We start from the raw sequence: 19,468 nt of genomic DNA, 5'->3' as shown, positions 1-19,468 counted from the left end.
GTCAGTTCCCCTTGTCCTTGGCGGCGTCGTCACCTTCGCCGTCGGAAGTCTCAGCGGGCTTGTCGGCAGGTTTCTTGGCGGCGGCCTTCTTGGCCGGCGCCTTCTTTTCGGCCGGGGCCTTGGCGCCCATGGCCTCCTTGACCCGCGTGTTCACGACCGCGCCGTCGCGCGTGACGCAGCAGCCCTTGACGATTTCGTCGTCCCAGTCGATGGCCAGCGTGCCGGTCTTTTCCTTGTCCGTCAGCGGCGTCAGGAAATTCAGCAGGTTCTTGGCGTAAAGGTCCGACGCGGTCTGCGCTAGGCGGCCCGGCAGATTGTAGAGGCCGACGATCTTCACCCCGTTCGGCGTGGTGATGGTCTTGCCCGGTTCCGACAGCTCGCAGTTGCCGCCGGCTTCGACCGCCAGATCGACGATCACCGCCCCGGCCTGCATGCTGGCGACCATCTCCTTGGTGATCAGCCTGGGCGCCGGGCGGCCCGGGATCAACGCCGTGGTCACGACGATGTCCTGCTTCTTGATGTGCTCGGCGACGACCTGCTTCTGCTTGTCGTAATATTCCTTGGGCATTTCCTTGGCGTAACCGCCTTCGGTCTGCGCGTCCTTTTCCATTTCCGGATCGACGACCAGGAACTTGCCGCCCAGGCTTTCGACCTGCTCCTTGGTCGCGGGACGCACGTCCGTCGCGGTGACGACGGCGCCCAGACGCTTGGCCGTGGCGATGGCCTGCAGGCCGGCGACGCCGACTCCCATGATGAAGGCCTTGGCCGGCGGCACGGTGCCCGCCGCTGTCATCATCATCGGGATGCCGCGCCCGTATTCGGCGGCAGCCTCCAGAATGGCGCGGTAGCCGGCTAGGTTGGCCTGGGACGACAGCACGTCCATGGACTGCGCGCGGGAAATCCGGGGCACCAGTTCCATGGCGAAGGTGGTGATTCCGGCCTTGGCATAGGCGGCGACATCGTCGGGCGAGGTCAGGGCCGCCAGTTGCGAGATCAGCACGGCGCCCTTCTTCATCTGGGCCGGCAGCGCGTCGGCGCCGGACGTGGCCGGCGGATTGACCATCAGCACGATGTCGGCGGTTTTCACGGCGGCGCCGGTGGCGATCGAGGCGCCCGCGGCCTTGAACACGTCGTCGGAAACGCTGGCCCCCTCGCCGGCGCCCTTCTCGACGGCGACGTCATAGCCCAGGGCGACCAGCTTCTGAATCACCTGAGGCGACGCGGCGACGCGGGTTTCTCCGGCCCGGGTTTCCTTGGGAATTACGATCTTCATGGCTCTGGTCCCCTAGCCCTTGGTCTTGCAAGCATCGGTATATGACGTGTCTACCGTGCTTGCACAAGTATCGCACAGCCTTTAAATCCTGCGTCGGAAAGCTTTTTCATGAAATGAAAATCACATGGAAATCATTCCGCATTATGGAATAGATGCTAAAAGCGTCCCGATTTCCGCCAGGTTGATGAAAGGCCTCCCATGATCTTCACCCCGACCGCCCGGCGCGGCATGGTCACCGCCCCCCATCATCTGGCATCCCAGGCAGGGTTGCGCGTGTTGCAGGACGGCGGCAACGCCATCGAGGCCATGGTCGCCACCGCCGCCACCATCGCCGTGGTCTATCCCCATATGAACGGCCTGGGCGGTGACAATTTCTGGCTGGTCGCCCAACCGGGACAACCGCCCGTGGGCATCGACGCCTGCGGCGCCGCCGCCGGTGCGGCGGACGCCGGGTTTTACGCCAAGGCAGGGCACGGTGACGCCATCCCGCAGCGCGGGCCCCTCGCCGCCCTGACCGTCGCCGGGGCCGTGTCCGGCTGGGCCGAGGCACTGCGCATCTCGGCGACCTGGGGCGGCAAACTGCCGCTGGACCGCCTGCTGGAAGACGCCCGCCATTATGCCGAGCACGGCGCGCCGGTGACGCCGTCGCTGCACCATAATACGGTCGCCAAGAAGGACCAGATGACCGGCGTGCCCGGCTTCGCCGAGACCTTTCTGCCGGGCGGCATCGGCCATACCGCGCCCAACATCGGCGACACGCTGAAACTCCCGGCCCTGGCCGAAACCCTGAAGCGTCTGGGCACCGAGGGCCTCGACAGTTTCTACCGCGGCCCGCTCGCCCAGGTCATCGCCGCCGACCTGGAGAAGGCCGGCAGCCCGATTGCCCTCGCCGACCTGGAACGCCACAAGGCGCTGGAACTCGCGCCGCTGTCCGTCGCCTGCGGCCCGCATACCATCTACAACATGCCGCCGCCGACCCAGGGCTTGGCGTCGCTCATCATCCTCGCCTTGTACGAACGCCTGAAGGTCGATCAATCCGAAGGCTTCGATTTCGTGCACGGCCTGGTCGAGGCGACCAAGCAGGCCTTCCGCGTGCGCGACAAATACGTCACCGACCCGGCCTACATGGCCGCCGACCCGAAGGATTTCCTGAAGGCGGACAGCCTGGACGCCATGGCTGGCAACATCGACCGCAAGAAGGCCGCGCCCTGGCCCGACGCCGACCCCAACGGCGATACGGTGTGGTTCGGCTGCATCGACGGCGAAGGCCGGGCGGTGTCGATGATCCAAAGCCTCTATTGGGAATTCGGCTCCGGCACGGTGCTGGAGGAGACGGGCATCACCTGGCAGAACCGGGGCACCTCGTTCTCCCTCGATCCCAAGGCACTCAATACTCTGAAGCCCCACCGCCGGCCGTTCCACACCATCCAGCCGGCCATGGGAAGGCTCGCCGACGGCCGCACCATGGTCTACGGCACCATGGGCGGCGAGGGCCAGCCCCAGACCCAGGCCATGGTGTTCGCGCGCCACGTTCTGCATGGCATGGACCTGCAGGCAGCGGTGACGGCACCGCGTTGGCTTTTGGGACGGACCTGGGGGGCGGAGACCACGAACCTGCGCATCGAAAATCGTTTCGATCCAGCGGTACTCGACGCGCTGAAGGCCGCTGGCCACGACCTGGAGGTCGTGGGGCCGTTCGAGGAGTTCATGGGCCATGCGGGCGCCATCGTGCGCCATCCCTCGGGCCTGCTGGAAGGCGCCGCCGATCCGCGTTCGGACGGCTCAGTGGCGGCGTTTTAGCCTCTGCGCGTCACCCGCATTACGGCCGCTTCGCCACCATGTCGATCTCGACCAGCGCGCCGCGCGCCAGGCCGGTGACGCCGACGGTGGTGCGGGCCGGCAGGCGGTCCGCCGGGAAGTAGGATTTGTAGGTCGCGTTCATGGTCTCGTAGTCCTGCTCGAACCGGGTCAGGTAGATGCGGCAGGAAAGAACGTGGGAAAGGTCCAGCCCCAGTTCGCCGAGCACGATGATCAGGTTGTCCATGACGCGCCGGGTCTGGGCCTCGATCCCGTCGGGCAGCGGCGCCGTGTCGTCGTCGGGGTCCGTCGGCATCTGGCCGGTCAGTTGCACCCAGCCGTCGCATTCCACGGCATGACTGAAGGGGGCGACCGGCGTGGCGGCGCGGTCGAAGAAATGAAAAAGCGGCCCGGCCATCACACGTATTCCTCGGACTCGAAAACGAAGCCGCCCAGATCGCCGGTCTGAAAGCCGAGATAGATCGGCCCGCCGCCGGAGCGGTAGATGTTGACCTTGGCGTTGTAGACCTTGCGCGAGAGGCCGTGCTTGTCGCGCAGGATGTAGCGCTTGACCCCGAACTGGCCTGAATCCAGACGTTCGCCGGTCAGGTAGCACTGGATCGATTCCACGTTCTCGCCGGACAGCACCATGCCTTCCAGATTCGACAGCGATTGGCGCGTGCGTTCGATGAATTCCGAAGTGCCGATGCGCTTGACCTCGCCCGTGTCGTTCTCGCGCATGTCGACGCGGAAATCACCGACCACGATCTGTCCCGGCAGGGCCTGGTCGATCATGCGCGCCAACTCGATGGTCACGTCGCCGACGATGTAGCTGTAAACCGTCGGGCGCAGCCCTTCGGACTGGAAGAATTCGTAATGGGGGCCGACGTGGAACGCGGCCCGCAGGCGCGGCGTGGTGTTGGCCTTGCCCTTGGAGCGCGCGATGGCGTTGTCGGCCAGCACCAGATGCATCAGGTGGTACAGGTTGACGTTTGATTCGATGCTGCGGTCACGGTTCCAGATGTAAAAACCGTCGCCGGTGGTCGAGCGCGCGAACTGGATATCCAGGTTGCGGGCCAGCATCTTGGAGAACGACGCGTTGACGGAATAGGCCAGACTGTTCAACTGCGTCACCTGTTCCAACGGCGAAAACAGCGAAAAGCCGACGATGTCGAACAACGCAACAGCGCCGTTCTGGATATAGGAAATGCTGTAGCGGCGGACGACCGCCTCAAGCAGGTCGTCGGCCAGATCCTCGCCGGGGGTGAAGCTGAGTTCGACCCGCTTGGGCTCGTAGCCGAAGTATTTGGCGATGGTGTCGAAGCCTTCCTCGTCGGTCAACGTATTGCCGGCGATCACCTCGTCCACGAATTGCAGGCTGTCCGCCGCCTCGCCCGCCGTGCGGGCCGCCATTTCACCCAGGATGTAGTGCGGGATGACCAGCACGCGGATGCCCTTGCCCGCCGGTGTCCAGGCCAGGACGATGTTGCGGCCCAGCCCCCACAGGCGGTGCAATTCCTTGTCCAGTTCCTCGACGTGATTGCGGGCGGCGGCCGACAGTTCGGCAAGCGATGCCCGGTCGAGAACCGGCGGACTGAATCCGTCCGTGCCGTGAATGCTGTCGTTCATCAATCGATCCTTCCCGGCCGAACCTTACGGCCGGGTGCCGCACGAAATACGCAGGTAAACCCCAGGTGCCCGGCCAGTCCGGGCGCAGGTAGTGTAACGATGGGCCCCCTCGCCGCACAAGTCATTGAATTTACTTGGATGAGTATCCGCGAATTTACTTAAGCGAGCTTTACCGCCGTGCCGTTGGCGCTGACCATCAGCATGCAGGACTTGTCCGACGAGATGGCTTCGTAGTCCAGATCGACCGCGACAATCGCGTCAGCACCCAGTTCCGCCGCCCGCGCCTGCATGTCCTCAAGCGCGAAGCCCTTGGCCTTTTGCAGTTCCTTTTCATAGGCGCCGGAACGGCCGCCGACGATGTCGCGGATGCCCGCGAAGAAATCCTTGAAGATGTTCGTGCCCATGACCGCATCGCCGGACACGACGCCCAGATAGGCGGCGACCTGGCGGCCCTCGACGGAATCGGTGGTGGTGATGATCATCGGTTTTTTCCTTCCCTTTGCTGTCTCGGCCGACTGTTGGTTTCTAGTAAACCGGCGGCACACCGGCTTGTGCAAGCGATTCGGTCTGGCGGGCCTTCAGGCGGTCCAGATCGAAGTCGTCGATCAGGTCGTGGAACATCCGGTGCCAGTTGATTTCCGCCCTAAGATGCGTGAACACGCTGCCCAGCCCGATGGCCGCCCGGTCCATCAGCACGAATTCCCGGGGCGGGGTGACGCCGCCCAGGTCGCGCAATTTCTTGTGCACGCTGGCGGCGATGCCGGCGCCGTAAGCCGTGCCGCCCGTATCCTGGATGCTCTGCACCCGGTCGCTCAGCAACGGGCCGTAGAGAAACCGCGCCCATTCGTTCAACACGGCGATCATTTCCTTGGACGGGTTTGCGAACCCCCAGGTCTCGTAGGCGTGCACGGCCAGGGCCTCGTCGTCGGTGCTGAGCGCCCGGTACAGGTCGATCACCGCGCCCACGAATTCCGGGCGGAACACGCGGATGCAGCCGAAATCCAGCAGGTTCACCGTGGCGTCCGGGCGCACCGAATAGTTGCCCAGGTGCGGATCGCCGTGGATCACGCCGAAGAAATAGAACGGCACATACCAGGCGCGGAACATGTTGAGCGCGATGGCGTTGCGGTGTTCCAGGCTGCCGTCGATCTGATCCATCAGGGGATCACCCGTCAGCCAGGTCATGGTCAACAGCCGGTCGGTGGACAGGTCGTCCAGGACGTCGGGCACATGCACCCCGGTCTCGTCCGCCAGCATGGCCCGGTAAAGCGCCATGTTGCGGGCCTCGCGCCCGTAATCCAATTCCTCGCGCAGCCGCTCCTTCAGTTCCAGATGGATCTGCGTCGGGTCGATGGCCCGGTCGTAGCGGCGGTAGAGGGCGAACACGGCCTTAAGCTGCGACAGGTCCGCCTCCACCGCGGACGCCATGTCGGGATACTGGATCTTGCAGGCAAGGTCGCGGCCGTCATGAGATTTGGCCCGATGGACCTGACCCAGGGACGCCGCCGCCGCGGCCTCACGCTCGAACGACGCGAACCGGGTCTGCCAATCCGGCCCCAGTTCCGACGCCAGGCGCCGCCGCACGAAGGCCCAGCCCATGGGCGGTGCCGAGGTTTGCAGTTTGCGCAGTTCGTGGACGTATTCGTCGGGCAAAAGGTCCGGCACCGTGGCCAGAATCTGGGCGACCTTCATCAAGGGTCCCTTGAGCCCGCCCAGCGCCGCTTGCAGGTCGGCGGCATGCACGCCCTTGTCCAGTTCCAGGCCGAACAGCCGGTTACCCGCCAGTTTCGCCGCCAGGCCGCCGACCGTGCCGCCGACCCGGGCATAGCGCCGGACCCGCCCGGCGACCGTGTTCTTGTCCGACGGCGGACGATCAGACATTCAATTCCCTCAACCAATCGGCGATGGCTTCAGCGGCTACTTCCCAGTCGTCTTCGAGCATCACCGCATGGCCCATGCCGTCGAAGATATGAGCCTGAGTGCCCAGGAAAGCCGCCGTGCCGTAGACGAAGGCGGGTGGAATCAGGTTGTCATGCTCCGCCCCCAGCACCAGGGTCGGGATGCCGCGCAGGCCCATCAAGGGCGGCATGAACACCGTGTGCTGATCCATCACTGCGCGCCGGCTTTCCATCTGGAACCAGGGCAGCAAACGTTCGGAAACGGCCTTCGGGACATGACTGTTGAAGATCGACTGATGCAGGGTTTCGAGACTGTCCAGCGGTTCGCCCGTGGATTCGATGCGGGCAATTTCCCAGACCAGCATGGGCCGTGACAGCGCCAGGGCCACGGATGGCCCGGCCAGCCCCGTGGGCGGCACCGACGACATCAGAACGGCCGCCGCGACGTCCCGTTCCATGGCCAGCCGCTGGGCGACGAAACCGCCCATGGAATGGCCGATCAGGACAGGCGGGCGCGGCAGGGTGTCGATGACCTCGGACACGGCGTCGACGAAATCCTGGATGCCGAAGTCATGCAATTGGGGGTAATCGGGCATCCCCTTGCGCCCCGGCAGGTTGACCGCAAGGCAGGCAAACCCCCGGTCCCCGAAGTACGGCAGGAAATGTTCCGCCCAGGTCCAGGCCCCGGCGAAGGCGCCGTGGATGAAGACCAGAGGCGCGTGGTCGGAATCCTCGGGTGCGGGCCCCGCACGCAGCACGCGTTGGCCGGAGCCGGGCGCATTGGTCATCCCTTAGAATTCCTGTTCCAGCTCGTCGACGAACCCGGACAGCATGGACAGGCCCCGGTGCCAGAAATCGGGATCCGACGCGTCGAGCCCGAAGGGCGCCAAAAGTTCCTTGTGGCGCAGCGTGCCGCCGGCCCGCAGCATGTCCAGGTACTTGGCCTGGAACCCCGGGTGGCCGCCCTGGAACACGTCGTAGAGCGAATTCACCAGACAGTCGCCGAAGGCATAGGCGTAGACATAGAACGGCACATGCACGAAGTGGGAGATATAGGCCCAATAGTGCCGGTATTCGTCATCATAGCGGAAGGCCGGGCCGAGGCTTTCGGTTTGCACGTCCATCCAGATTTCGCCCAGGCGTTCCGGCGATAACTCACCTTTGGCCCGTTCGTCGTGAACCTTGGTTTCGAACATGTGGAAGGCGATCTGGCGGACAACGGTGTTGAGCATGTCCTCGACCTTGCCCGCCAACATGACGCGGCGGCGCGCCGGGTCGGTTTCGCCCGCCAGCATGGCGCGGAAGGTCAGCATCTCGCCGAACACGGACGCCGTCTCGGCCAGGGTCAGGGGCGTGTCGGCCAGTAAATTTCCTTGTGGTGCGGCCAGCACCTGATGCACGCCATGCCCCAGTTCGTGAGCCAGGGTCATGACGTCGCGCGAGCGGCCGTGGTAGTTCATCAGGATATAGGGATGGGCCGACGGCACCGTCGGATGCGCGAAGGCCCCGGAATCCTTGCCCGCCGTCGGCGGCGCGTCGATCCAGCGCTTGTCGAAGAATTGCTTGGCGATGTCAGCCATATCCGGGTTGAAGGCGCCGTAGGCGCCCAGCACCGTATCCCGCGCCTCGTTCCAGGAATACTTGCGGTCGGCGGCCGTCGGCAGGGGCGCGTTGCGGTCCCAATAATCCATCTGATCGACGCCGAACCATTTGGCCTTCAGCTTGTAATAGCGGTGCGACAGCTTGGGAAAGCTTTCGCGCACGGCGGTGACCAGGGCGTCCACCACCTCGTCCTCGACCTGGTTGGCCAGATTGCGGTAGGACACGGGCCGCGGATAGCCGCGCGACTTGTCGTCGATGGCCTTGTCCTTGACCAGGGTGTTGTAGGTCAGGGAGAACAGCTTGATGTTGTCGCCGAGTCCCTTGCCCACGGCCTTGGCGGCGCGCTTGCGCACGTCGCGGTCGGGTTCGCTCAGCTTGTTGAGGGCGCCGGACAAGGTCAGGTCCTCGCCGTCGACGGGAAAGCGCAGGCCGGCCAGGGTTTCCTCGAACAGGCGGTTCCAGGCGGCCGCCCCCGTGACGTGTCGTTCGTGCAGCGCCTGTTCCAGTTCGTCGGACAGCTGATAAGGCCGGAACGCGCGCAGGTCGTGCAACCAGGGCGCATAGCGGGAAAGCGCCGTGCTTTCCGCCATCTGCGCGTCCAGGCGCGCGTCGTCGATGCGGTTCAGTTCCAGGGTGAAAAACAGGGTCAGGGTCGAGATATCCGTGACCCGTTCCTGCATGGATTGCTGGAACCTGGCACTGGCGCCGTCTTCCATGTTCTCCGCGAACTTCAGCCCGGCGAAGCTCATGACCCGGCCCAGGCGCTCGCCAATGGCCTCGTACTCCTGAACCGCCGTGCCCAGATCGTCGCCGGAAAGCGCGGCCAGACGGCCCTTGTAGGCATCGGCGAAGGCCGCCGCCCGGCCCTCTGCCCAGGTCAGGTCCGTCTCGATCGCCGCATCATCGGGCCCTTTGTACAGGTCCGCCAGGTTCCAGCGCGGCAGATCGCCCACGGACTCCGCCGGGGCGGCGCCAGTATCGGGGCTGCGGGGGGCTGAAACATCTGAACGGCGGATATCGGTCATGACTTGCATCCCTTCGGGGCATACGTAAAGTTCTCCCTGGATATAGAGTGGTTGCGGGTCAACGACAACCGGGGGGAGTCTGAGGGAAAATGAACGCTTATGCATGGCCGAACTTGGCTGCGATGTTTTATGCCCAGGCGGCGGAACTGGGCGACCGGCCGTTCCTGTGGGAAAAGTCGGGCGGCGCGTACTGGCCGCTGAGCTGGGGCGACACGGCGGCGCGGGTCTCGCGCCTGGCGCGCGGGCTGCAGGCGTTGGGCGTGAAGCCGGGCGACCGCGTGGTCCTGGTCTCGGAAAACCGGGCCAACTGGCTGATTTCCGACGTCGCCATCATGACCACGGGCGCCATCACCACCCCCGCCTACATCACCAACACGGAAGCCGACCATCTGCACATCCTGGAGGATTCGGACGCCGTCGGCGTCATTGTCTCGACAAAACGCCTGGCCGAGCGCCTGTTGCCGGCCGCCCATCGGGCGGACGTCTGCAAGTTCGTCATCTCCATGGAACCAATCGAACTCGCCCAGTCTCTTAACTTCGACCTGTACACTTGGGATGACGTGCTCGCCAAGGGCCATGACGGCCACGACAACATGGTCGCTGCGGCCAACAGCCGGGACATCGATGACACTGCATGCATCATTTATACCTCGGGCACGGGCGGCAAACCCAAAGGGGTGATGCTGTCGCACAAGGCGATTCTGCACAATGTCGAGGGTGCCACGGACGCGCTTCGCGAAATCGGCCTGGAGTCCGAAGTGTTCCTGTCGTTCCTGCCGCTCAGCCATTCCTATGAGCATACGGGCGGACAGTTTTTTCCCATGTCGATCGGCGCCGAAATCTATTACGCCGAAGGTGTCGAGCACTTGGTCAACAACATGGCCGAGGCCCGCCCGACCATCATGACCGCCGTGCCTCGGCTCTATGAAAGCATGCGCGCGCGCATCGAACGGGGCGTCGAGGCCGCCGGGGGAACGAAGGAAAAGCTGTTCCGCAAGGCCCTGGCCCTTGGCACCAAACGATACCAGGACCCGGACAGCCTGAATTTCTTTGAACGCATTCAAGACGCCGTGCTGGACAAGCTGGTGCGCGCCAAGGTCAAGGCGCGGTTCGGCGGCCGGTTGAAGGCGCTGGTGTCCGGCGGCGCCCCCCTGAACCCGGAAGTCGGTATCTATTTCACGGCGCTGGGGCTGCGCATCCTGCAAGGCTACGGCCAGACGGAATCGGCCCCGGTGATCAGCGTCAACCGCCCCGTGAAGGTCAAGATGCACACCGTCGGCCCGCCGCTCAAGAACACCTACGTCCGCATCGCCAACGACGGCGAGATCCTGGTCCAGGGCGACCTGATCATGCAGGGCTACTGGCGCGACGAAACCGCGACACAGCAGGCGATCCAGGACGGCTGGCTGCACACCGGCGACGTCGGCCATCTGGACGACGACGGCTATCTCGTCATCACCGACCGCAAGAAGGACATCATCGTCAATTCGGGTGGCGACAACATCGCGCCTCAACGGGTCGAGGGCGTCATCATCCTGGAGCCGGAATTCGCCCAGGCCATGGTCTACGGCGATAAACGCCCGCATCTGGTGGCGCTGGTCGTGCCCGACGCCGACTGGCTGAAGGACTGGGCCGTCGCCAACGGCGTTTCCGGCAGCCTGTCGGAATTGGCCGGCGACGCCGATCTGCACAAGGCCCTGGCCGCCGCCATGGACCGCATCAACAGCAAGCTGAACAACATTGAAAAGGTCCGCCGCTTCATCATCGCCGACGAACCCTTCACCGTCGACAACGAACAGATGACGCCGACGCTCAAGGTGCGCCGCCACGTGATCCGGCAGGTCTACGGGACGCACCTGGAACGTCTTTATGGCTGATCCGGCAGGATGGCCAGCCCCGGCCACAGGGACCCCGGATCGAAGATCGCCGGGAACCAGGCCCGGCTGTCATCGACCGCTTCTTCCATGAGCGAGAAATAGCTCGGCCAGGCCGGCAGGATACGGGCCTCGACCTCGCCTTCGTCGAAGCTCAATTCGGCCTCGAACTTGGATGCGATCTTCTGCATCTTGCGGTTCTCCACGAGGCACATCATGTACACCCGGTCGATGCAGCGGTTGCGCGCGATGGTCAGCACCCGGCGCAGCAGCGCCGTGCCGACACCCGCGTTCTGCCACGGGCCTTCGACGGAGAACGCGACCTCGGCCATGACCCGCGGCATCAGGCGCACGCGCACCAGTTCGCCGACGCCGCGCAGTTCGCCCTCGATGAAGGCGCCGACGACCACGGCGGCCGACCAGTCGAGCCGCGCGCAATATTCGTCGATTGCGGTGTCGGTGACCCCGCCCCAGAAACGCAAATGGCGGTCATGGGGCTCGAGGCGCTTGAGGTGGCCCGCGAGCAAATCTCCGTCCGCCGCCGTCAGCTTGCGAAAGCTGGGCGGCGCGACCGTATCCTGAACGGACACGGCCATGCCGGCGGGTTTGATATCCTTAACGTCGTTGGCCATGGAAGGTCTTCCTTTTCAGCCGGGGCCGATTAAAGCCCGATTGGCAAAAGCGTCTTCCCCCTGAAACTCCTTTTCGAGCGAGCACAGGTAATCATATGGGCACGATATGCTGCACCGCAATATAACTTTCGTTAAGTTTTTGAGATACTTGGAACAGACCTATTGCGTTGCGGTATAAAATCGCCACGCCCGGGCCGGCGCCCTATTCCAGATCGAACCCGTGGGACCGGATAAACGCGCCGAATTCCGCGCGTTCCCGCTTGGCCAGCCGCCGGGCCGTGTTCTCGGTCCAGCCATAGTCGTCGGAAATGCCGAAATCGTCCTTGTGCATCTGCTTTTCCGGCGCGATGGGCTGCAACTTGTTGCGCCGGGCGTCATAGGCCTTCAATTCCGTCTCCAGCGCTGAATCGTCGTAGGTGCCGTGATGCACCACCACCGAGGGCGGCAGGCGCAGGGTAAAGCGCCCGTCGTCCGTGGGATAACCCACGGTCAGCCCGGCCACGGGATAAACCCCCTTGGGCAAACCCAGCAATTCGCAGACCGCCGCCGTGTGCGCACGCACCGCCGACACCGGACAGGTCCCCAGCCCCTTGAACCCGGCGGCGGTGATGAAGGACATCATGGCCAGCGACGCATCCACCGCCGCGTTCATGAAGGTATCGAGCGTGTTGTTGACGTGTTCCTTGCCGCGCATCTCGGCGATGCGCTGGCCGCGGTGCATGTCGGCGCAGAACACCAGGAAGCGCGACGCCTCGGCGATCCAGGGCATCGAGCCGATCATGTCGGAAATCGCCTGCTGCTGCCCCTTGTCGGTGACGACGATGGCGTACTGCTGCAGGTCCGACTTGGCGGGTGCGGACTGGGCCGCCGCCAGCAGGGTTTCCAGCATGCCGTCGGTGACCGCTTCCCGCCCGTAATGGCGGCACACCCGGCGGCCGATCATGCGCGCCACGGGTTCGTCCAACAGCAGGTCCGTGTCCTCGTACCGGGGGTTGAGGCCGAACCGGCCCAGGAACAGATCGTTGCGGAACGGCATGTGCGGTCTCCTTCAGGTATAACGGTTCAGGCGTCGAGGCCCAGGAACGGCGCCAGTTCGGCCCAGACGGCATCGGGCGCCTCCTCGGCCAGGAAATGGCCGCAGGGCAGCGGGCCGCCCTTTACCTCGTCGGCCCACTCGCCCCAAATGTCGAGGGCAGAGACCTTGCCGTCGGTCTTCGGGCCGCCGGCCTTCCGCGCCCCGCCCCACAGGGCCAGCACGGGGCAGCGCATCTTGCGGCCTTCGTCCAGGTCGGCGCGGTCCAACGCGTCGTCGACGGTCGCCCCGGCGCGGTAATCCTCGCAGTTGGCGTGGATGACGGCGGGATTGCGGTGGGCGCGCTTGTATTCATCCAAGGCGCCGCCGTCGAACGCCGCCATGTCCGCCGACCAGCTTTCCAGAAGCCAGGTCAGCCAGAAATCCGGGTCGTGGCCGATCAGGGTTTCCGGCCGCGGATACGGTTGCGCCAGGAACAGCCAGTGGAACGAGCCCATGGCCCAGTTCTTGTTGGCGCGCTGCCACACGCTGCCCGTGGGCACCACGTCGAGAGAACAGAGCCGCGTCACCTTGTCCGGAAAATCCATGGCCATGCGGTGGCCGACCCGCGCCCCCCGGTCGTGGCTGACCACGGCGAAGGTCTCATGCCCCAGGTCCGCCATGACCTTGACCAGATCGCGGGCCATGGCGCGCTTGGAATAGGGCATGTGGCGCTCGTCCGTCGGCGGGCAGGAACTGTCGCCGTAGCCGCGCAGATCGGGGCACACGACACGGTGGGTCCCGGCCAGCTTCGGCGCCAGATGCCGCCAGATGATATGGGTCTGGGGATAGCCGTGGATCATCAGGACCGCGGGGGCATCGGCCGCCCCCCCGACGCGAAGGTTGATCTCGGCGCCGTCGCCCGCCATCCGTTTTAATTCGAAACCGTCGAACATGGGTCGGCTCCCAACCTGTTCCCTAGACCCCGTGGTAATCCTTGTACCAGTCGACGAAGCGGGGAATGCCCTGTTCGATCGGGGTCACGGGATTAAACCCGAAATCGCGGACCGAGGCATCGATATCCGCATAGGTCTCCGGGACGTCGCCCGGCTGCAACGGCTGGAAATCGATCACCGCCTTGCGTTGAAGCGACTCTTCCAGAACCTGAACGAAGCGCATGAGCTGTTCCGAGCGGTTGTTGCCCAGGTTGTAGATGCGATGCGGCGTGCCGTCGGGGCTTTTCGGCATGGTCGCCAGAACGCCCAGGATGCCGCTGACGATATCGTCGATGAAGGTGAAGTCGCGGCGCATCTCGCCGTTGTTGAACACGGGGATCGGCTCGCCCGCCATGATCTTCTTGGTAAAGATATAGGCCGCCATGTCGGGCCGGCCCCAAGGGCCGTAGACCGTGAAGAACCGCAGCCCCGTCAGCGGCAGGCCGTACATGCGGGCATAGCTTTCCGACAACAGTTCCATGGACCGTTTGGTCGCAGCGTAAAGCGACACCGGATGCTCCACCGGGTCTTCGACCGAGAACGGCAGCTTGGTATTGGCGCCGTAGACCGAGGACGAGGACGCATAGACGAAATGCTTCAGATCCTCGAGCTTACGCGCGGCCTCCATCAGCACCAGATGGCCTTCGACGTTGGATTGCGTGTAGGCGTAGGGATTGATCAGCGAATAGCGCACGCCCGCCTGGGCCGCCAGGTGGATGATCCCGGTGATGTCGGGATGGCGGGCGAAGGTCTGTTCCATCGCCTCGCGCTCGGAAATGTCGGCGCGCACCATGGAAAAGCCTTCCTGGGCCAGCAGGCGCGCGGCGCGGTTTTCCTTCAGCCCGACATCGTAATAGTCGTTGAAGTTGTCGATGCCGATCACCTTCTCGCCCCTCGACAGAAGCGCCTGCGACGTGTGAAAGCCGATGAATCCGGCGGCACCGGTAACCAAAATGCTCATGAGCGGAAAAACCCCCGAGGTTGACCGCAGCCGGTATAGCCGCTTGAGAATCAAAAATCACGGGCCAATCATTCCAATCTGGAAGAAACCGGGCCATCGGCGAAGATTCTTTCCGCCCCCCGCACCCTGGCGGCACGGGATGGCGCGGCACCGCCCCGGAGCGTCAGAAAATTGCGATTTGCGCCACCCGGATTGCGGGCGGTCCCGGCTTCCCGTAACGTTGTCGCCGGGCGTTGGCCTCCGCCACCTGCCGACATGGGGAACAATCGGTGAAGCTTCGCAGCGTCAGCCTGGACGACAAATACGGCCTTTCCGAAGGCCGCGTGTTCCTGACCGGAACCCAGGCCCTGGTGCGCCTGACCCTGATGCAGCGCCAGCGCGACCTTGCCGCCGGGCTCAACACGGCGGGCTACGTCACCGGATACCGGGGCTCGCCGCTCGGCGGCATCGACCGCGAATTCGGCCGCGCCAAACGCTTCCTCGACGATCATCACGTCAAATTCCATCCCGCCGTGAACGAGGACCTGGCCGCCACGGCCATCTGGGGCTCGCAGCAAATCAACCTGTTCGAGCGCGCCAAGTACGACGGCGTGTTCGGCATGTGGTACGGCAAGGGCCCGGGCGTCGATCGCTCCGGCGACGTGTTCCGTCACGCCAACATGGCCGGTACCGCCCCCAACGGCGGCGTGCTGGTGATGGCGGGCGACGATCCGGCCTGCAAGTCGTCGACCGTGCCGAGCCAATCCGAACACGCCCTGATGGACGCCAACATCCCGATCCTCAACCCCATCGACGTGCAGGACCTGTTGGACATGGGAATGTACGGCTGGGCCATGTCGCGCTTCGCCGGGGTCTGGGTCGGCATGAAATGCATCACCGACAACATCGACACCTCGGCCTCCGTCGATGTCTCGCCCGGCCGGGTCGGCATCGTCCTGCCCGCGTTCGACATGCCGCCGGGCGGCCTGCACATCCGCTGGCCCGACCCGGCCATGGACCAGGAAGAACGCCTGCACCGCCACAAGATCTACGCCGCCCTCGCCTTCGCTCGCGCCAACAAATTGGACCGGGTGACGATGGATTCGACCAAGCCCCGGTTCGGCATCGTGTCCACGGGCAAGGCGTACCTGGACACCCTGCAAGCCCTGGAAGACCTGGGCATCGGCGCGGCCGAGGCCGAGGCCATCGGCCTGCGCCTTTACCGTGTCGGCATGCCCTGGCCGCTGGAACGCGACGGCATGCGCCACTTCGCCGAAGGGCTGGAGGAAATCCTCGTCGTCGAGGAAAAGCGCGCGGTCATCGAAAACCAGTTGAAGGAACAGCTCTACAACTGGCGGGCCGATGTGCGCCCCCGGGTCGTCGGCAAGTTCGATGAGGCGGGCGAGTGGATTCTGCCCTCGGCCGGCGAGCTGACCCCCGCCCGCATCGCCCGGGTGATCGCGGCCCGCATCCGCGCCTTCCACACTTCGGAGGCGGTCGAAAAGCGCCTGACGTTCCTGGAGGAAAAAGAACGCATCCTCGAACGCGCCGTGCCCGACATCAAACGCATTCCCTATTTCTGCGCCGGCTGCCCGCACAACACCTCGACCAACGTGCCCGAGGGCATGGAGGCCGCCGCCGGCATCGGCTGTCATTACATGGCGATCTGGATGCCCGGGCGGCGGACCGCGACCTTCACCCATATGGGGGCCGAGGGTGCGAACTGGATCGGCCAGGCGCCGTTTACCGAGCGCGAGCACATCTTCGTCAACATCGGCGACGGCACCTATTTCCATTCCGGCATCCTGGCGATCCGCGCCGCCGTGGCGGCCAAGGTCAACGTGACCTACAAGATCCTCTACAACGACGCCGTCGCCATGACCGGCGGCCAGACCATGGACGGGCCCTTGGACCCGGCGATCATTTCCCGCCAGGTCGCGGCCGAGGGTGTGGGCCGCGTCGTCGTCGTCACCGACGAGCCCGACAAATACCCCCCCGGCACGGAATTCGCCCAGGGTGTGACCATCCACCACCGTGACGACCTGGATCAGGTGCAGCGCGATCTCGCCACGTGGCCCGGCGTGTCGGCCCTGATTTACGATCAGACCTGCGCCGCCGAAAAGCGCCGCCGCCGGAAACGCGGCACCTTCCCCGACCCGGCCAAGCGCGTGTTCATCAACGAGGCCGTCTGCGAAGGCTGCGGCGATTGCGGCGTGGTCTCCAACTGCGTCGCCATCGCGCCTAAGGAAACGGAACTGGGGCGCAAGCGCGCCATCGATCAGTCCATGTGCAACAAGGACTTCACCTGCCTGAAGGGCTTCTGCCCGTCCTTCGTCACCGTGCACGACGGCGTCCTGGCCAAGGGCTCGGAAACACGAAGTCCCGGCGCAAGCGCCACGCCCTTCCCGGTCCTGCCCGACCCGCCGTTGCCGAAAACCGACACCGCCTACAACATCTGCGTCACCGGCATCGGCGGCACGGGCGTGGTGACGATCTCGGCCCTGCTCGGCATGGCGGCGCATGTGGACCGGAAGGCCGTGACCGTGCTCGACGTCGCCGGCCTGGCGCAGAAGAACGGCGCCGTGTTCGCCCATGTCCGCGTCGCCGACGACGCCAATGCCCTCAACGCCGTGCGCATCGCGGCGGGGGGCGCCGACCTGCTGCTGGGGGCCGACATGGTGACCTCGGGCGGGTTCGAGACCCTGGCCAAGCTGGACGCCGACCGCGCCCGGGCCGTGGTCAACGCCCGCCAGACCATGACGGCGGAATTCACCAACCTGCCAGACCTGGATTTCCCCGACGACCAATTGCGCGCCGCCATATCGGAAGCCACGGGCGGGCGCGCCGACTTCATCGACGTCACGCATCTCGCCCGCCGCCTCATGGGCGACAGCATCGCCGCCAACATCATGCTGCTGGGCTATGCCTTCCAGAAGGGCGCTGTGCCGATCAGCTCGGAAGCCATCGAGCGCGCGATCGAACTCAACGGCGTCGCCGTCGACTTCAACAAACAGGCCTTCACCTGGGGCCGCCGCGCCGCCCATGATCCCGCCGCCGTGGAAAAACTCGCGGGCCCGCAGGACAAACCGGCGGCGGTCTTCGACCTCGACGGCTTCATCGCCCGGCGCGTCGCCGACCTTACCGCCTATCAGAACGCGGCCTATGCGGCGCGCTACACGGCGCTGATCGACAAGGTGCGGAACAGGGAAGCGGCCCTCGGCACGGGCTCGACCGAGCTCACCGAAGCCGCCGCCCGCTCGTTCTTCAAACTGATGGCGTACAAGGACGAGTACGAGGTCGCGCGGCTCTATTCGGCACCCGAGTTCCGCCGGGCGCTGCGCCAAACCTTCCAGAGCCACAAGAAACTGACCGTCCATCTGGCCCCGCCGCTGGGCAGCCCCAAGGACGCCCGCACCGGCCACCTGCAAAAACGCGAATTCGGCCCCTGGATGTTCACCGCCTTCCGCCTGCTCGCCCCCCTGAAGGGCCTGCGCGGCACGGCCTTGGATCCCTTCGGGCGCACGGAAGAACGCAAGATGGAACGCGCCCTGATCGCCGAGTATGAAGCGACCGTCGCGGCCCTGCTCCACGGCCTCACCGCCCAGAACCTCCCCCTCGCCACCGAGATCGCGGCCCTGCCGCAATCCATGCGCGGCTTCGGTCACATCAAGATGGCGAACGTGGAGAAAGCCAAGGCCCGCGAGGCGGACCTGCTGGCCGCCTTCCTGGATCCGGCGAAAGCACCCCGGGCCGCCGAATAGCTCACCGCGCTTAAGGGAGGGAAAAAAGATGAACGACAGGTACACGATCCGCACCATGACCGCAGGCGAGGTCGACCAGGCCGTCGACTGGGCGGCGGCCGAGGGGTGGAATCCGGGCCTTAGCGACGCCGGCTGTTTCCGGGCGGTCGATCCCGATGGGTTCATCGGCGGCTGGCTGAATGGGCGGATGATCTCGTCGATCTCCGTCGTCAACTACGGCGACGCGTATTCCTTTCTCGGCTTCTACATCGTCGAAGAAGCCCATCGCGGCAACGGCCACGGCTACGCGTTGTGGCAGGAAGCCGTCAAGCATGCCGGCGACCGGCTGATCGGCCTGGACGGCGTGGTCGCCGAACAGGACAACTACCGCCGCTCCGGGTTCGAATTCGCCTATAACAACATCCGCTACGGCGGCGCGCCCAAGGCGTTGGACGATGCCCATGTCCCCTCCGGGGTTCTTATCACGCCGCTCGACGGCGCCGCCCCGGACCTCGCGGACTACGACCGCAAGATGTTCCCCGCCCCGCGCGCCGCGTTTCTGGAATCCTGGATATCAACGCCGGGCCACCTCGCCCGCGCCGCCCGGGCCGGCGACGGCGGCCTCCTCGGCTACGGCGTCATCCGCCCCTGCCACACGGGCTTCAAGATCGGCCCCCTGTTCGCCGACGATCCGGCGATCGCCCGCGCCCTCGCCCGGGACCTGATCGCCGCGGCGGATCTCGGCGGGCAGGATGTGTTCCTCGACGTGCCCGAGCCCAACGGCGACGCTGGCGATCTTGCCCGCGACCTGGCGCTGACCCCGGTGTTCGAAACCGCCCGCATGTACACGGGCCCGGCCCCCACCATCGACATCCCGCGAATCTACGGGGTCACGACCTTCGAACTCGGCTGATTCGGCGGGGCGTCCGCCCGCCGCGGGCGATGGCTTTCCGCATCGTCCCCTCGCCACCGGGCCCTCGCCACCGGGCCCTCGCCACCGGGATCGCGGCCCTGCCGCAATCCATGCGCGGCTTCGGTCACATCAAGATGG

At 65.3% G+C, this 19,468-nt stretch carries 15 protein-coding genes; 4 read left to right on the top strand and 11 right to left on the bottom strand.

The features are described 5' to 3' along the window. Nucleotide 1: 1 nt before the first annotated feature. The gene (locus RJ527_13525) at nucleotides 2-1,273 is read right to left on the bottom strand and encodes a Re/Si-specific NAD(P)(+) transhydrogenase subunit alpha (GenBank protein WND75056.1); all 1,272 of its coding nucleotides are present in this window, start codon (nucleotides 1,271-1,273) and stop codon (nucleotides 2-4) included. 198 nt (nucleotides 1,274-1,471) lie between these two features. On the opposite strand from RJ527_13525, the gene RJ527_13520 reads away from it, so the two are divergent. Continuing rightward, nucleotides 1,472-3,073 carry a gamma-glutamyltransferase family protein gene (locus RJ527_13520; GenBank protein ID WND75055.1) on the top strand — a complete coding sequence of 534 codons (1,602 nt, stop codon included), beginning with the start codon at nucleotides 1,472-1,474 and terminating at the stop codon, nucleotides 3,071-3,073. A gap of 19 nt (nucleotides 3,074-3,092) precedes the next feature. Here RJ527_13520 and RJ527_13515 read toward each other — a convergent pair whose 3' ends face one another. The 6 genes from RJ527_13515 to RJ527_13490 all read right to left on the bottom strand — a co-directional run bounded on the left by RJ527_13515 (nucleotide 3,093) and on the right by RJ527_13490 (nucleotide 9,224). Beyond that, on the bottom strand, nucleotides 3,093-3,488 hold the full coding sequence (locus RJ527_13515) for a RidA family protein (GenBank protein WND75054.1): 396 nt from the start codon (nucleotides 3,486-3,488) through the stop codon (nucleotides 3,093-3,095). Further along, the gene (locus tag RJ527_13510; protein ID WND75053.1) at nucleotides 3,488-4,699 is read right to left on the bottom strand and encodes a hypothetical protein; all 1,212 of its coding nucleotides are present in this window, start codon (nucleotides 4,697-4,699) and stop codon (nucleotides 3,488-3,490) included. Before RJ527_13510 ends, RJ527_13515 begins: the two co-directional genes overlap by 1 nt. A gap of 158 nt (nucleotides 4,700-4,857) precedes the next feature. Continuing rightward, nucleotides 4,858-5,181, bottom strand: a complete 324-nt coding sequence (locus tag RJ527_13505; protein WND75052.1) for a heavy metal-binding domain-containing protein — start codon at nucleotides 5,179-5,181, stop codon at nucleotides 4,858-4,860. Between the two features lie 43 nt (nucleotides 5,182-5,224). Continuing rightward, the gene (locus tag RJ527_13500) at nucleotides 5,225-6,580 is read right to left on the bottom strand and encodes an AarF/ABC1/UbiB kinase family protein (protein ID WND75051.1); all 1,356 of its coding nucleotides are present in this window, start codon (nucleotides 6,578-6,580) and stop codon (nucleotides 5,225-5,227) included. After that, nucleotides 6,573-7,385 carry an alpha/beta hydrolase gene (locus RJ527_13495; protein WND75050.1) on the bottom strand — a complete coding sequence of 271 codons (813 nt, stop codon included), beginning with the start codon at nucleotides 7,383-7,385 and terminating at the stop codon, nucleotides 6,573-6,575. Before RJ527_13495 ends, RJ527_13500 begins: the two co-directional genes overlap by 8 nt. A gap of 3 nt (nucleotides 7,386-7,388) precedes the next feature. Then, on the bottom strand, nucleotides 7,389-9,224 hold the full coding sequence (locus tag RJ527_13490; protein ID WND75049.1) for a M3 family oligoendopeptidase: 1,836 nt from the start codon (nucleotides 9,222-9,224) through the stop codon (nucleotides 7,389-7,391). Between the two features lie 89 nt (nucleotides 9,225-9,313). Here RJ527_13490 and RJ527_13485 point away from each other — a divergent pair, with 89 nt between their 5' ends. Beyond that, nucleotides 9,314-11,101 (top strand): long-chain fatty acid--CoA ligase, encoded by a 1,788-nt coding sequence (locus RJ527_13485; GenBank protein ID WND75048.1) that lies wholly within the window; start codon nucleotides 9,314-9,316, stop codon nucleotides 11,099-11,101. On the opposite strand, the gene RJ527_13480 is transcribed toward RJ527_13485, so the two are convergent. The 4 genes from RJ527_13480 to RJ527_13465 form a co-directional block, all read right to left on the bottom strand. After that, complete coding sequence (locus tag RJ527_13480) at nucleotides 11,092-11,730, bottom strand: GNAT family N-acetyltransferase (protein WND75047.1); 639 nt, start codon at nucleotides 11,728-11,730, stop codon at nucleotides 11,092-11,094. The genes RJ527_13485 and RJ527_13480 overlap by 10 nt on opposite strands. Before the next feature lie 202 nt (nucleotides 11,731-11,932). After that, nucleotides 11,933-12,766, bottom strand: coding sequence for a nitroreductase family protein (locus tag RJ527_13475; protein ID WND75046.1), 834 nt, complete (start codon nucleotides 12,764-12,766; stop codon nucleotides 11,933-11,935). Nucleotides 12,767-12,792: 26 nt separating this feature from the next. Next, nucleotides 12,793-13,698 carry an alpha/beta hydrolase gene (locus tag RJ527_13470; GenBank protein ID WND75045.1) on the bottom strand — a complete coding sequence of 302 codons (906 nt, stop codon included), beginning with the start codon at nucleotides 13,696-13,698 and terminating at the stop codon, nucleotides 12,793-12,795. 22 nt (nucleotides 13,699-13,720) lie between these two features. Continuing rightward, entirely contained in the window at nucleotides 13,721-14,698 is a 978-nt protein-coding gene (locus RJ527_13465) for an NAD-dependent epimerase/dehydratase family protein (GenBank protein WND75044.1), read from the bottom strand. Between the two features lie 269 nt (nucleotides 14,699-14,967). On the opposite strand from RJ527_13465, the gene RJ527_13460 reads away from it, so the two are divergent. Both RJ527_13460 and RJ527_13455 read left to right on the top strand, forming a co-directional pair. Then, entirely contained in the window at nucleotides 14,968-18,438 is a 3,471-nt protein-coding gene (locus RJ527_13460; GenBank protein ID WND75043.1) for an indolepyruvate ferredoxin oxidoreductase family protein, read from the top strand. 28 nt (nucleotides 18,439-18,466) lie between these two features. Then, the gene (locus RJ527_13455) at nucleotides 18,467-19,330 is read left to right on the top strand and encodes a GNAT family N-acetyltransferase (protein WND75042.1); all 864 of its coding nucleotides are present in this window, start codon (nucleotides 18,467-18,469) and stop codon (nucleotides 19,328-19,330) included. Nucleotides 19,331-19,468 lie beyond the last annotated feature (138 nt).

Source organism: Thalassospiraceae bacterium LMO-SO8, from assembly GCA_031655335.1.
Taxonomy (GTDB): Bacteria; Pseudomonadota; Alphaproteobacteria; order Rhodospirillales; family Casp-alpha2; genus UBA1479.
The sequence above is the reverse complement of the archived record's forward strand: the minus strand, read 5'-3'. Positions and strand labels throughout refer to the sequence as shown.

Excerpts from the sequence above, each read along its gene's own strand:
- RJ527_13525 (WND75056.1), bottom strand. The coding sequence starts at position 1,273 with ATGAAGATCGTAATTCCCAAGGAAACCCGGGCCGGAGAAACCCGCGTC.
- RJ527_13520 (WND75055.1), top strand. The coding sequence starts at position 1,472 with ATGATCTTCACCCCGACCGCCCGGCGCGGCATGGTCACCGCCCCCCAT.
- RJ527_13515 (WND75054.1), bottom strand. The coding sequence starts at position 3,488 with ATGGCCGGGCCGCTTTTTCATTTCTTCGACCGCGCCGCCACGCCGGTC.
- RJ527_13510 (WND75053.1), bottom strand. The coding sequence starts at position 4,699 with ATGAACGACAGCATTCACGGCACGGACGGATTCAGTCCGCCGGTTCTC.
- RJ527_13505 (WND75052.1), bottom strand. The coding sequence starts at position 5,181 with ATGATCATCACCACCACCGATTCCGTCGAGGGCCGCCAGGTCGCCGCC.
- RJ527_13500 (WND75051.1), bottom strand. The coding sequence starts at position 6,580 with ATGTCTGATCGTCCGCCGTCGGACAAGAACACGGTCGCCGGGCGGGTC.
- RJ527_13495 (WND75050.1), bottom strand. The coding sequence starts at position 7,385 with ATGACCAATGCGCCCGGCTCCGGCCAACGCGTGCTGCGTGCGGGGCCC.
- RJ527_13490 (WND75049.1), bottom strand. The coding sequence starts at position 9,224 with ATGACCGATATCCGCCGTTCAGATGTTTCAGCCCCCCGCAGCCCCGAT.
- RJ527_13485 (WND75048.1), top strand. The coding sequence starts at position 9,314 with ATGAACGCTTATGCATGGCCGAACTTGGCTGCGATGTTTTATGCCCAG.
- RJ527_13480 (WND75047.1), bottom strand. The coding sequence starts at position 11,730 with ATGGCCAACGACGTTAAGGATATCAAACCCGCCGGCATGGCCGTGTCC.
- RJ527_13475 (WND75046.1), bottom strand. The coding sequence starts at position 12,766 with ATGCCGTTCCGCAACGATCTGTTCCTGGGCCGGTTCGGCCTCAACCCC.
- RJ527_13470 (WND75045.1), bottom strand. The coding sequence starts at position 13,698 with ATGTTCGACGGTTTCGAATTAAAACGGATGGCGGGCGACGGCGCCGAG.
- RJ527_13465 (WND75044.1), bottom strand. The coding sequence starts at position 14,698 with ATGAGCATTTTGGTTACCGGTGCCGCCGGATTCATCGGCTTTCACACG.
- RJ527_13455 (WND75042.1), top strand. The coding sequence starts at position 18,467 with ATGAACGACAGGTACACGATCCGCACCATGACCGCAGGCGAGGTCGAC.